Consider the following 13233-nt stretch of genomic DNA (forward strand, 5'->3'; position numbering starts at 1 on the left):
CCGTAGCGGCAGTGCGCTCCCTCGCCCGCTTGCGGGAGAGGGTTGGGGAGAGGGTGCTTCCGCGGAGAGACTCCCGATGAGGAGAAAGCCCTCACCCGCCGCTACGCGGCGACCTCTCCCGCAAGCGGGAGAGGTTCAGAGGGATCGCGGGGCGAGGTGAAGAAAGAAGCCTCACGCGCTCTTGCGCTGGAATTGGCCGGCCGCGCGGAAACGCCAGAGATATTGCGGGGCGATCGCTTCCAGTGAATCGGGAGCGATGCCGAGCCCTTCCAGCGTCAGGCCCGCGGCCTTGGCCGCCTCCGACACGATGTTGTCGCGCTCGAGCAGCGTGACCTGGTCCGGCGTCAGCTTCAGCGCGCCGGGCGCGAATTGCAGGAACTGGGCCTTGAGGCGGGCAAGCCCGAACGGCAGCGACACCAACGCCCGCTTGCGGTCGGCAATCGCCAAAATCGCCTCGATGATCTCGCGCATGGTCAGCACTTCCGGCCCGCCGAGTTCGTAGGTGGCGCCCGGCTTGGCCTTGCCGTCGACCGCATCCGCGATCGCGGTCGCGACATCGCCGACATAGACCGGCTGCATTTTCGTTTCGCCGCCGATCAGCGGCAGCACCGGCGAGATCCGCGCCAGCGCGGCGAAGCGGTTGGTGAACTGGTCCTCCGGCCCGAACATCACCGAGGGGCGGAAGATCGTCGCCGAGGGCACGGCCGCCGTCACCGCGGCCTCGCCGGCCGCCTTGGCTTTGGCGTAGCGCGAGGGCGATTCCGCATCGGCGCCGATCGCCGAAATATGCACCAGCTGGGCACCGGCTGCGGCCGCCGCCTTGGCGACGGTCTCGGCGCCCTTGGCCTGGACGGCGTCGAAGCTCTGCGCGCCGCCCTCGGTGAGGATGCCGACGAGATTGATGATGACGTGCAGATCACGCACGGCCGCCTCGACGGAGGCCGGGTAGCGCAGATTCGCCTGCACGGTGTGGACCTGGCCGACCTTGCCGGAGGGCTGCAGGAATCCGGCCAGTTCCGGCCGCCGCACTGCGACCCGGACCCGGTAGTCGCGCCGGCACAGCGCGCGGACGACATTGCGGCCCAAAAACCCCGATCCGCCGAAAACCGTGACGAGCGTGTCCAGATTCGATGCCATGGGGTCGATTCCTGATGGAGAGAGCGTGTTACGAGCTTGTATCGGGCCGTTTTGCGATGCGCAATCCGCGACCGCAAGCACGGTTCAAGCATGAATTGACAACCGCGTCACTGATCCGTAGTAACCGCCTCCGTGCCCCAAACGGCATGCCCAGGTGGTGGAATTGGTAGACGCGCTGGCTTCAGGTGCCAGTGGCTTAACGGCCGTGAAGGTTCGGAGTCCTTTCCTGGGCACCATTTTGCAGGATTGTCCGCAAACGAGCTGCTTTCCCGATCAGCGGAAGGAGCAGGCCGGCGATCCACGCAGCGCCGTCGTGACCTGTGCCACTCAAGCCGCAGCCCGCCCGCCTCAAACCACCCGCTTCCCCGTCCGCTCCGCCACCGCCCTCTGCACAAAATACATCGCGACCAGCGAGACGATGGCCGAGGCGACGACGACGTAGCCGATCCGGTCGAAATGGAGCAGCGAGCCGTCCGGGTTCTGCGCGATGATGGCGCCGGCGAGCACCGAACCGAGGCCGCCGGAGAGCTGCTGCAACGACGCACTGACCGCGCTGAACGAGCCGCGCTGGCTGGGATCGGGGATCGCCGACATCAGGGCCTGCGACGGGATCATGCGCGAAAAGATGCCGACGAACATCAGCACGTTGACCAGGATCGCGGTTGCGAGCGAGACATGGCCGAGATGGGTGTAGATCAGCACCATGATCACCGACACCACGCTGCCGAACACGAAGGTCGGGTATTTGCCGAACGTATCGCTCGCCCTGCCGACCAGCGGGCCCGTGACGATGCTGAACAGGCCGGAGACCAGATAGATCGTCGGCAGGTGCACGATGTCGATGCCGATATTGTTCACGGTGAAGGCGCTGGAGAACGGCATCAGCATGTAGCCGCCCGTCGCCAGCAATGTCGTGACACAGAAGGCCAGCGTATAGCGCGGCTCACCGATGGTCGCGACCAGATGGCGGAATGGGTTTCGGTCCTGCTTCAGCTTCAGATGCTTGTCGACTGGCTCCATCGCGAAGGCGATCACGGCGATCGCCAGGATGGAGAGGCCGACGATCGCGGCGAAGCAGACATGCCAGTCCCAGCGGCTGGCAAGAAACAGCCCCGCCGGAATGCCGAGCACCTGGCTCGCGGCGAACCCCGTTTGGACGAATCCCATGACGCGGCCGCGCAGATGCAGCGGGAACAGATCGGTGATGATGGCAAGCACGACCGACCCGATCACGCCGCCGAACAATCCGGTCACGATCCGGCCGAGCAGCAGCACGTGGTATGTCTGCGCCGCGGCGCAGAGCAGGGTGCCGAGCGTGAAGCCGACATAGAAGAACAGCAGCAGGCGCTTGCGATCGAAGCGATCGGCAAAGCCAGCGGCCAGGATGCCCGACAATCCCGCGCTGAACGCGTAGGCCGAGACCGCGACGCCGAATTGCCCGGCCGTGATGTTGAGCGCGGGCATCAGGATGGCGCCGAGCGGCGACATGATGATGAAATCGAGAATGATCGTGAACTGCGCGAATGCGAGCAGCGCGACCAGGAGCGATTGGTAGCGCGTGAAGCCGCGTTTGCGTTGTAGTTGATCGTTGATCGGCGCGGCGAGCGTCTGTTCGGTCATGGCACTCGATTCGTGGTGGGGGGCGGGGGAAGCCCGCAACACATAGGGTCGACCGGGACGATTTCCACGGGCCGCATGGCCCAAGTTCCGCCCGACGATCGCGCTCGCGCGCGATTGTGGGATCCCTGCAACAGCCCGAATCTCGGCCCTGTGCGACCATCGCGCTTCTCCGAGCCGATTAAGCCCGCCTTAGCGAATGCGCCCTAGGCTCGCGGGCGTCCATTTTCCTGCTCCCCGGCCTCCCCAGCCTTTGGGCGGGTCAGGTCGCGATGAGTAGAGCGTTTTCGGATGGAGCAGCCCGTCAGGCAGTACGATCGGAGCGAGGCCGCGCCGCAGGCCGGATCGGCGCTTGCCCGCACCCTCGTGATCGATCTCGAAGGCGCGCTGCTGCGCTCGGAACTGCTGATGGAAGCGCTGTTCTCTAGCCCCGGCCGAATGCTGGCCCGCTTCGGCGCGGGCGGACGCCCGGGCATGGCGGCCCTGACCGAGATTTTGGCGCGGGCCGAGATCGACTACGCCCATCTGCCCTACGATGGCGAGGTGCTGAACCGGGCGCTGGCGGCGCGGGCGCGAGGCGAGAGGATTTTTCTGCTCGCGGAGCGCTTCGCCGGGCATGCCGCAGGCGTTGCCGCGCATCTCGGCTTCGACGGCGTCATTGCGCCGGCTGATCTCGCCGCGGGTGCCAATCTGCCGTTCGATCGCGCCTCGATCGAGCGCATCGGTGAGCGCAGCCGCAGCCGCGTCAGCTTTAAGATCTGGGCGAAGGCGCTGCGGGTCTACCAATACGCCAAGAACACGCTGGTGTTCGTGCCGGCGCTCACCGCGCATCAGATGAACTTTGCGACGCTCGGCTCCGCGCTGCTGGCCTTCCTTGCGTTCTCGGCCTGTGCGTCGGGCGCGTATCTGATGAACGATCTGCTGGATCTCGCCGCCGACCGGCAGCATCCGACCAAGCGTCATCGCCCGCTTGCGGCAGGCGAGCTGCCGATCTCGTCCGCGCTAGCGGCGATCCCGGCACTGTGGGCTTTCGCAGTCGCGGCCAGCCTCTGCATTTCCACAGCCTTCCTCGGCGTGCTCGCCGTCTACCTCGCCACCACCATCGCCTATTCGCTGGTGCTCAAGCGCAAGATGCTGGTCGATGTCGTGACGCTTGCCGGCCTCTACTCCCTGCGCATCGGCGCCGGCGCGGTTGCCGCCGGCGTGATGCTGTCGGAATGGCTGATGATCTTCTCGCTGTTCGTGTTCACCTCGCTGGCGCTGATCAAGCGCTTCAGCGAGCTCGGCATGCGCGAGGGCGCCGGCCTGTCCGATCCCTCCAACCGCGACTATAGGATCACCGATCTGCACATCATCGCCGCCATGGCCGCCGCGAGCGCCATGAATGCGGTGACGGTGTTCGCGCTCTATCTGTCGTCTTCCGCGGTGACGCCGCTCTACAGCCGCCCCTGGCTGCTATGGCTGCTCGCGCCCTTGCTGCTTTATTGGTTCGGCCGCGCGCTGATGATTGCGCATCGCCGCGAGATGCCGGACGACCCCATCATCTACGCCTTCCGCGACGGCGCCAGCCGCACCACCGTGGCCGCGATGATCTGCATCATGCTGGCAGCGATCTGACCGGAGCCGCAACCGGCGCTTGCGCGCGGCGTCCGCAGTGGATACATCGCGGGCAATCCCGATTAGCCTATGCTGCCGACGCCACCGATTCGATTGAGGTTTGACACGCCATGACCGTACGCCTGCATCGCGGCGACCTGCCCGACCTCACCCGCTACACCGGCGCCGTGGCGATCGACACCGAGACCATGGGGTTGAACCCGCACCGCGACCGGCTCTGCGTTGTGCAGCTCTCGCCCGGCGACGGCAGCGCCGACGTGGTGCAGATCCCCAAGGGCCACACCGACGCGCCGAACCTGAAGGCGCTGCTGGCCGATCCCGCCATCACCAAGATCTTCCATTTCGCCCGGTTCGACGTCGCGGTGCTGTACCAGACCTTCGGCGTGATGACCGGGCCGATCTACTGCACCAAGATCGCCTCCCGCCTGACCCGGACTTATACCGACCGCCATGGCCTCAAGGACCTCGTGCGCGAGGTGCTCAATGTCGACCTCTCCAAGCAGCAACAATCCAGCGATTGGGGTTCCGACAGCCTGACCGAGCCGCAGCTGGCCTACGCCGCCTCCGACGTGCTGCATCTGCATGCCTTGCGCGAGCGGCTGGATGCGATGCTGCTGCGCGAGGGCCGCACCGCGCTGGCCAAGGCCTGTTTCGACTTCCTGCCGACCCGTGCTTTGCTCGACCTCCAGGGCTGGGCCGAAGAGGACATTTTCGCGCATTCCTGGAGCCTTTCGGCAGCCATCAGGTCAAGGCTGCCGCCCCGTTTCGGACACTTTCCTGACGGCGTGTCGGAGGCTGCATCTTCCGGCATTGCCGGGTACAATGGGGCACCTCGATCGGAGCCTTTGACTAAGAAGGTTCGGTGAGCGAGGCCTCGGGAGCAATTGTGAACTCGGCCCAGTTTTCAACCTATGACGCCGCACTCGCGGCGCGGTTTGCCACTGCGGCCCGCCACAGCCGCCTGGTGCGGATTCTGCGCATCGCGGTGCCGGCGACCGTGGTTGTGGCCATGGCCTCGATCGTCGCCGTCTCGACCTTCCTCAACCCGTTCAGCATGATCCCCATGAAGATCGATTCCGGAAACATGGTGGTCACGGGCACCAAGATCACGATGGAATCGCCGCATATGTCCGGCTTCAGCACGGACCAGCGGCCCTACGAGCTCTGGGCCAAAACCGCGACGCAGGACATCACGGATCCCGACCATGTCGATCTCGCGGATTTGCGCTCGAAAGTCCTGATGGAAGACCAGTCGACCGTGTTCCTCGATGCCCGCACCGGCAGGTTCGACAACAAGCAGCAGCAGCTCGAGCTGCACAAGGACGTCTTCGTGCGCACCTCGACCGGCTATGAGGCGCGGCTGAACTCGGCCTTCGTCGACATGGGCAAGGGCACGGTCTCCTCGGACGAGCATGTCGACGTCAAGCTGACCAACGGCACGCTCACCGCCGACCGGCTGCGCATCACCGAAGGTGGCGATGTCATTCGCTTCGAGGGCAATGTGGTGATGCATCTGGACAAGATCAGCGTGGATGATGCTGCGCCGGCGCCCGTCGAGCAGCCCGCACCGGCGCCGCTGCCGAAGTCCAAGAACAAGTCTGCGAATTCAAGATGATTGTCATGCCGAAGTGTTTTCCGCGCAGCAAGGTCAAGCGGTGCGCCATCGTCAGTGCGCTGGTCGTCTGCGCTGCGCTGGTCGCTACGCATGCCGCGGTCGCGCAGAGCACGATGCAGGGCGTGCCCAATGCCATGCAGGGCTTTTCGCAGAACCGCGATCAGCCGATCCAGATCGACGCCGCAACGCTCGAGATGCGCGACAAGAAGAAGGAAGCGACCTTCTCCGGCAATGTGAAGGTGGTGCAGGGCGACACCACCATGACCTCGAAAACGCTGGTCGTGTTCTACGAATCGAGCGGCGACAAGGCCGCGACGCCGCAGCCGGCATCGGCAAAGGGCGCGAAGGCCGCGCCGATCCAGTCGGCGACGCCGGGCCCCGGCGGCGCGTCGTCGATCAAGCGGCTGGAGGCGCGCGGCAATGTCGTGGTCACCCAGAAAGACCAGGTGGTGACCGGCGAGACCGCCGTGTTCGACACCAAGACCAACCTCATCACCATGCTCGGCGGCTCCGGCGGCCAGGTGGTCCTGACGCAATGTCAGAACGTGCTGCGTGGCGATCGTCTGCTGGTCGACATGACCACCGGCGTCTCGAGGGTGGAGTCCGAGAGCGGCCGGGTGCAGGGCCTGTTCATCCAGTCCCAGGGCGGCTCGAGCGGCAAATGCGGAACGCCCGCCGCCCCCGGTGGCGGCCCGGCGGTGCCCTCGCTCATTCCAGGCAAGCCCAAGTAAAACAATGGCTTAGATACTATCTTGCGGTCGCGAGGTTGAAGCCTGCCCGACAAGACTGTATCTAGCGCAACGGGCTTCGAAAGCGGGATCCGCTTATCGCGGGTGTTTCACTGGGCATGAGACATCCTTTCACTCATGCTGTGTCGGCGAATCGCTGTTATACGGCAGATCGCGGGATCCACCGTGCAGGATCGCCGTGAAGGCTTGAGACAGGCGGGGATGGTCGATTTATTCAGCATGTTCCGTCGGCGCCCCGCCAAGCGTGGCCGTCCCGGATTTGCGCGTCAGGACATCACCGAACTCACCCAAAGCGTCGGCGGCCTCCTCACCAGCCCGGTGCGGGATGCGCCCCCGATCGCCCGCGACCAGCCCACGCATGCGCCGGACCCGTATGGGGTCGAGGCGCCGCCGCGGCAGCGCCAGCCGGCGGCCCAGCCTGCCACAGTCAGGTCCGGTGCCAAGCCCGTTGCCAGGTCCAACGGCTCAGGCGGCCCGCAGCTCCTGAAGCGGCCGGGCTTCCTGGCTGTGCATAGCGTGGAAAAGAGCTTTGGCAGCCGGCAGGTCGTGCGCGGCGTCAGCATCTATGTGCGCCGCGGCGAAGCGGTCGGCCTGCTCGGCCCGAACGGCGCCGGCAAGACCACCGTGTTCTACATGATCACCGGCCTGATCAAGCCCGATCGCGGCGCGATCGAGCTCGACGGCCATGACGTCACCAAGCTGCCGATGTATCAGCGGGCGCGGCTCGGCATCGGCTATCTGCCGCAGGAAGCCTCGATCTTCCGCGGCCTCACCGTCGAGCAGAACATCCGCGCCGTGCTCGAAGTTGTCGAGCCCTCGCGCAAGAAGCGCGAGCAGCAGCTCGATCTGCTGCTCGACGAATTCAACATCACCCGCCTGCGCAAATCGCCTTCGATCGCGCTGTCCGGCGGTGAACGCCGCCGCGTCGAAATCGCGCGCGCGCTGGCGACGCGTCCGAACTACATGCTGCTCGACGAACCCTTCGCCGGCATCGATCCGATCGCCGTCGGCGACATCCAGGATCTCGTCCGCCATCTCACCAATCGCGGCATCGGCGTGCTCATCACCGACCACAATGTGCGAGAGACGCTCGGCCTCACCGATCGTGCCTATATCGTCTATGCCGGTGAGATCCTGACCGAGGGCAGCCCGGATGAGATCGTCAATGATCCGGACGTTCGCCGCCTTTACCTTGGCGAGGAATTCCGCCTCTAGCCCTTTTTTCGAGTTCGTCAAGGCGTGTACATCGGGCCTGGACTAAGATAAGCAAAAATCGGACCAACTTTTCGGGATCGGTTCTTGCTTCATGGCGCTTACGCAGAGATTAGAGTTCCGGCAATCGCAGTCGCTGGTCATGACGCCGCAGCTGATGCAGGCGATCAAGCTGCTGCAATTGTCCAACCTCGATCTCACCACCTTCGTGGAAGAGGAACTCGAGCGTAATCCGCTGCTGGAACGGGCCAGTGACGAGGTCCCGCCCGGGGAAGCTACTGCCGAGGCCAGCCAGTTCAACGATTCCGACGGCGGCCACAACGACGAACCGGGCGGTGGTCCGGGCGAGGCTTTCGAGCCCGGCCAGGAAGAGTGGATGAGCAAGGATCTCGGCACCCGCGCCGAGATCGAGCAAACCCTCGACACCGGCCTGGACAACGTCTTCTCCGAGGAGCCGGCCGAGGCCGCCGCGCGCAACGCCCAGGATGCGGCGCCGACCACCTATACGGAATGGGGCGGCGGTGCCTCCGGCGACGAGGACTACAATCTCGAGGCCTTCGTCGCGGCCGAAATCACGCTGGGCGACCATCTAGCCGAGCAGCTCTCGGTCGCCTTCAGCGGGCCGGCGCAGCGCATGATCGGGCAGTATCTGATCGATCTCGTCGACGAGGCCGGCTATCTGCCGCCGGATCTCGGCCAGGCCGCTGAGCGGCTTGGTGCATCGCAAGTGGACGTCGAGGACGTTCTTGCCGTCCTGCAAAAATTCGATCCGCCCGGGGTCTGCGCGCGCAACTTAAGCGAATGCCTGGCGATCCAGCTCCGCGAACTCGATCGTTACGATCCGGCGATGCAGGCGCTGATCGAACATCTCGATCTCCTCGCCAAGCGCGACATCGCGGGCCTGCGCAAGGTCTGCGGCGTCGACGACGAGGACATCGCCGACATGATCGGCGAGATCCGCCGGCTCAATCCCAAGCCCGGCATCAAGTTCGGCTCGGCGCGCGTTCAGACCATGGTGCCGGACGTCTATGTCCGCCCGGGTCCGGACGGCGGCTGGCATGTCGAGCTCAACAGCGACACCTTGCCGCGCGTGCTGGTCAACCAGACCTATTATTCGCAACTGTCGAAGAAGATCGGCAAGGACGGGGACAAATCGTATTTCACCGACGCACTCCAGAACGCGACCTGGCTGGTGCGCGCGCTCGACCAGCGCGCCCGCACTATCCTGAAGGTCGCAACCGAGATTGTGCGCCAGCAGGACGGCTTCTTCACCCATGGCGTGGCGCATCTGCGGCCGCTCAATCTGAAGGCCGTCGCCGACGCCATCCAGATGCATGAATCCACGGTGTCGCGCGTCACCGCCAACAAATACATGGCGACCAATCGCGGCACGTTCGAGCTGAAATACTTCTTCACGGCGTCGATCGCCTCCGCCGACGGCGGCGAGGCGCATTCCGCCGAAGCCGTGCGCCACCACATCAAGCAATTGATCGATTCGGAAGCACCTGCCGCGATCCTGTCCGACGACACCATCGTGGAACGGTTGCGCGCCTCGGGCATTGATATTGCCCGCCGCACGGTCGCGAAGTACCGCGAAGCCATGCGTATTCCTTCTTCGGTGCAACGCCGTCGCGACAAGCAGAGCGCTCTTGGTAACGTCCTCTCCACTGCAATGTCCGATCGCTCCCGCAACACCGAGCCGGCCTGATTGCGCTGGCGCCAAATCGCGCTACTGTCATCTCCCATCGAGATCGATCCATGCGCGCGCATGATCCGGAATTTTCTGCAACCGTTTCCGAACAGATCATGCGCAGGCAAGAACCTAACCAAGCGAGGTTCACATGACTCTCCGCATTTCGGGCAAGAGCGTCAGCGTCGGCGAGGCCCTGCGCGGCCGCGTCGCGGACCGCACCGAGGAGGTGCTGCGCAAATATTTCGACGGCAATTATTCCGGCCATATCACGCTGAGCAAGGACGGCTTCGGCTTCCGCACCGATTGCTCGCTGCATCTGGATTCGGGAATCACGCTGGAGGCCGATTGCAATGCGCCGGACGCCTATGCCAGCGCCGACCAGGCGCTGCTGATGATCGAGAAGCGGCTGCGCCGCTACAAGAGCCGGCTCAAGGACCGTTCCGCCCGCAAGACCCACGCCGCCTCGGAAGCGCTCGCCGCCATGGACGCCACCAGCTACGTCCTGGAGGCGCCGTCTGAGGGCGATGACGAGGTCACCGGCTACAGCCCCGTCATCATTGCAGAGGCGACCACCTCGCTGAAACCGTTGTCGGTGAGCGAAGCCGTCATGGAACTCGACCTCAGCGGCGCCCCCTGCATGGTGTTCCAGCACGGCTCGAGCGGCCGGGTGAACATCATTTACCGCCGGGCGGACGGCAATGTCGGCTGGATCGATCCGCCGGGGGCCAAGGCGGACAGCAAGCCGGACGGCAAGGCCTGAGCGCCGATCTGGGCGAGCTTTGGGCCGGTTCCGGCCAGCCCCTTGCGGCCTTAACAATGACCGGGGCAAAGCTTCACGCGGGAGTTGGCACCGGGATTGCGTTGGAGTAGAAGCCCCCCACATCAGCGAGGAGCTAAGTCCGCCTCCTGCTTCATCTTCTTGACGCCGGCCCGCCTCGGTACTTTGTCCAGGCTGGCCAATTCGGAACCTGACGTTTTCATTCACCTCGGAAGACTTCCATGCCGATTACCGATCTGGTCGCGCCCGAGGCGATTCTCCCGGCATTGAAGGTCAACAGCAAGAAGCAGGCGCTCCAGGAACTCGCGGCCAAGGCCGCCGAGCTGACCGGACAAAACGAGCGCGCGGTGTTCGAGGTGCTGCTGCAGCGGGAGAAGCTCGGCACCACCGCGGTCGGCTACGGCGTCGCCATTCCTCACGGCAAGCTGCCCAAGCTGGAAAAGATCTTCGGCCTGTTCGCGCGGCTCGATCGCCCGATTGATTTCGAATCGATGGACGGCCAGCCGGTCGATCTCGTCTTCCTGCTGCTCGCCCCCGAAGGCGCCGGCGCCGACCACCTCAAGGCACTGGCCCGTATCGCCCGCCTGCTGCGCGACCAGGACATCGCCAAGAAGCTCCGCGCCTCGCGCGACGCCCAGGCGATCTATTCGGTGCTGGCGCTGCCGCCGGCCACCGCGGCATAACAACTCTCGCTTGTTCGAACCAGGCCGGGCCGTCTGCGACTTACGTCGCAGCGGGGCGCTCTCCGTCGGATTTTGCACGCGTCCGGATCGGTTGCGCCGCACGCGCGGATTTCAACAGCGTGCTCGCGCTGCCGCCGAACGACCAATGGGCCGTCGACACGGCGCGCGAAGGACTTGGCTTTGTGAAGTGATGCGAGAGTAGGGGCTGCAGCCCCGCACTCCGTCATTGCGAGCGCCGGTCTCTCGACCCCGTCATTGCGAGGAGCCCTTGCGACGAAGCAATCCAGAATCCCTCCGCGGAGAGAGTCTGGATTGCTTCGCTACGCTCGCAATGACGATGTGGAGCGACCTTCGCCGGCGCCGCTCGTGCGCTTCAGCAGACCGTCGGCAGCAGGCGACGGACTTCGTCGAGCAGTTCGGGAATCGCCGTCTTGTCGCCCGCGAGGTGCTTGAGCAGCGCGCTCTGGAAAAGACCGTCGAACAGCGCATAAAGCGCGGCGGGCGACGAGGCCGGCCGCCGGCCGCCGAACTCGGCATAGCGGGAGGCAATGCGCCAGATCATCGCTTCCAGGCTCTTGTCGATCTCGAGGACATCTTTGCGAAACGCCGCCTCGAACATCGCCTGCGAGCGCAAATCGTACCACAGCCGGTGCATACGGGCTTCGTTCTGCAGTGTTGCTGCGAGCTTGGCGAGGAAGCCCTCCGTCAATTCGTCGCGGCTCGTTGCTGTTGCGACGACCTCGTCATATCGCGTCACGCATTTCGCCTTGTAGTGACGGACGCAGCAGCAGATCAGGTCGAGCTTGTCGCTGAAATAATAGTGAAACACGCCGTGCGTGAACGCCGAGTTCTGCGCGATCTCGCGCAGGCTGGTGCGGGCGAAGCCAAGTTCTCCAAGCGTTTCGAGCGCGGCCTCGGCAAGCTCGATGCGTCGCGCGTTGAACTTCTCGTCGCGAAGCACCTCGGCCGCATCGGCCACGCGCCGGGCCGCCCCTGTCACCTGCCGCGCCATGTCGTCCTTTCCTCAGTCCTGCTCTTTCAAAGACTTATACCGCGTCGACCGCGGAATAGCTCCACCCCCTCACAACCACTTCCTTTGACAACTGTCAAATTCGTCCTTGACAAGTGTCAAGATTCTGGCGGAGGCTCGCGCCAACAATTTGGACAGTTGTCAAGATGTCCGGCCATGGAGGAACGCTTCGCTGGGTGCCGCCGAAAGGCCTGCGCCCATCGACCTGGTGCGCGCCTGTCGGCGCAGCACGAGTCAATCACCAGCAACGGAGGAGTGCGTCATGAGTGGGAAGAGCCTTGCAGGCAGGAAAGCCCTGGTCACCGGCGGTGCGCGAGGAATCGGCGCAGCCATAGCGCACGCATTGGGGCGAGCCGGCGCCTCGATCATGATCGCCGACATCCTGGAGGAGACCGGCCGCGCCAGCGCAGCGGCGATCGCGAAGGAAGATGTCGTGACGGGCTTCGTCCAGCTCGACGTCACCGACGATGCGCAATGGGAGCGGGCGGTGGCCAAGACCGTCGCCACCCTCGGCGGCTACGACATCCTCATCAACAATGCCGGGATCGAGATCACGTCGCTGATATCAGAGGTCAAGGCCGAGGACGCGCGGCGGATGTGCGACGTCAATATCGTCGGCACCGTGCTCGGCATGAAGCACGCCTTCCGCGCGATGCGGCCAGGCGGCCCCGCCGGCAAGGGCGGCGCTGTGGTCAACATCGCCTCCGTCGCAGCGACGATCGCGTTCCCGAGCATCGCGGTCTATTCCGGCACGAAATCCGCGGTCGACCGCATGACGCGGGTTGGAGCTATGGAAGCCGGCAAACTCGGGTATGGCGTGCGCGTCAACTGCATCTATCCCGGCTTGATCCCGACCGACATGGGCCTGCAGCTGGCCAACGACATCGTCAAGATCGGCCTCGCGCCCGACGTCAACGCCGCGGTCGGCTCGGTGGTCGAGCAGACGCCCCTCGGCAAGCTCGCGGAGGTCGGCGACATCGCCGACGCCGCGGTGTTCCTGTGCTCGGACGAGGCGCGCTTCATCACCGGCATCGGCCTGCCGGTCGATGGCGGCATGGGCATGTGAGCTGAGAACCTGACAACCAACATTTCGGAGGAACCC

General features: G+C 64.9%; 11 protein-coding genes, 1 tRNA gene and 1 pseudogene. 10 read left to right on the forward strand and 3 right to left on the reverse strand.

What is annotated here, in order from left to right; translation table 11 throughout:
- Positions 1-171: 171 nt before the first annotated feature.
- Positions 172-1137 (reverse strand): complex I NDUFA9 subunit family protein, encoded by a 966-nt coding sequence (locus tag AB8Z38_RS23910; protein WP_369720239.1) that lies wholly within the window; start codon positions 1135-1137, stop codon positions 172-174.
- Between the two features lie 148 nt (positions 1138-1285).
- Between AB8Z38_RS23910 and AB8Z38_RS23915 the strand changes: the two genes are divergently transcribed.
- Positions 1286-1373: transfer RNA gene (locus AB8Z38_RS23915), tRNA-Leu, on the forward strand.
- Between the two features lie 112 nt (positions 1374-1485).
- Here the strand turns inward: AB8Z38_RS23915 and AB8Z38_RS23920 are convergent.
- Positions 1486-2757 carry an MFS transporter gene (locus tag AB8Z38_RS23920; RefSeq protein ID WP_369720240.1) on the reverse strand — a complete coding sequence of 424 codons (1272 nt, stop codon included), beginning with the start codon at positions 2755-2757 and terminating at the stop codon, positions 1486-1488.
- A gap of 288 nt (positions 2758-3045) precedes the next feature.
- Between AB8Z38_RS23920 and AB8Z38_RS23925 the strand changes: the two genes are divergently transcribed.
- From AB8Z38_RS23925 to ptsN, 8 genes and pseudogenes are all read left to right on the forward strand, one after another.
- Entirely contained in the window at positions 3046-4371 is a 1326-nt protein-coding gene (locus AB8Z38_RS23925) for a UbiA family prenyltransferase (RefSeq protein ID WP_369720241.1), read from the forward strand.
- 110 nt (positions 4372-4481) lie between these two features.
- Positions 4482-5093 (forward strand): annotated as a pseudogene (locus AB8Z38_RS23930) (ribonuclease D); the annotation flags it as partial.
- Positions 5094-5257: 164 nt separating this feature from the next.
- Positions 5258-5986, forward strand: coding sequence for an LPS export ABC transporter periplasmic protein LptC (gene lptC / locus AB8Z38_RS23935; protein WP_369720242.1), 729 nt, complete (start codon positions 5258-5260; stop codon positions 5984-5986).
- A 5-nt stretch (positions 5987-5991) separates the two neighbouring features.
- On the forward strand, positions 5992-6717 hold the full coding sequence (locus tag AB8Z38_RS23940) for an LptA/OstA family protein (protein ID WP_369720243.1): 726 nt from the start codon (positions 5992-5994) through the stop codon (positions 6715-6717).
- Between the two features lie 219 nt (positions 6718-6936).
- Entirely contained in the window at positions 6937-7950 is a 1014-nt protein-coding gene (gene lptB / locus AB8Z38_RS23945) for an LPS export ABC transporter ATP-binding protein (RefSeq protein WP_369720244.1), read from the forward strand.
- 91 nt (positions 7951-8041) lie between these two features.
- Entirely contained in the window at positions 8042-9655 is a 1614-nt protein-coding gene (gene rpoN / locus AB8Z38_RS23950) for an RNA polymerase factor sigma-54 (RefSeq protein WP_369720245.1), read from the forward strand.
- A 133-nt stretch (positions 9656-9788) separates the two neighbouring features.
- A complete protein-coding gene (hpf, locus tag AB8Z38_RS23955) occupies positions 9789-10400 on the forward strand; it encodes a ribosome hibernation-promoting factor, HPF/YfiA family (RefSeq protein WP_369720246.1) in 612 nt (203 codons plus the stop codon).
- A gap of 239 nt (positions 10401-10639) precedes the next feature.
- Complete coding sequence (gene ptsN / locus AB8Z38_RS23960; RefSeq protein ID WP_011083550.1) at positions 10640-11101, forward strand: PTS IIA-like nitrogen regulatory protein PtsN; 462 nt, start codon at positions 10640-10642, stop codon at positions 11099-11101.
- Positions 11102-11474: 373 nt separating this feature from the next.
- Here the strand turns inward: ptsN and AB8Z38_RS23965 are convergent, their stop codons facing one another.
- Positions 11475-12113 (reverse strand): TetR/AcrR family transcriptional regulator, encoded by a 639-nt coding sequence (locus tag AB8Z38_RS23965; RefSeq protein WP_369720248.1) that lies wholly within the window; start codon positions 12111-12113, stop codon positions 11475-11477.
- Between the two features lie 280 nt (positions 12114-12393).
- On the opposite strand from AB8Z38_RS23965, the gene AB8Z38_RS23970 reads away from it, so the two are divergent.
- Entirely contained in the window at positions 12394-13197 is an 804-nt protein-coding gene (locus tag AB8Z38_RS23970; protein WP_369720249.1) for an SDR family NAD(P)-dependent oxidoreductase, read from the forward strand.
- The last annotated feature ends 36 nt before the right edge of the window (positions 13198-13233 follow it).

Source organism: Bradyrhizobium sp. LLZ17, assembly GCF_041200145.1.
Lineage (GTDB): Bacteria > Pseudomonadota > Alphaproteobacteria > Rhizobiales > Xanthobacteraceae > Bradyrhizobium.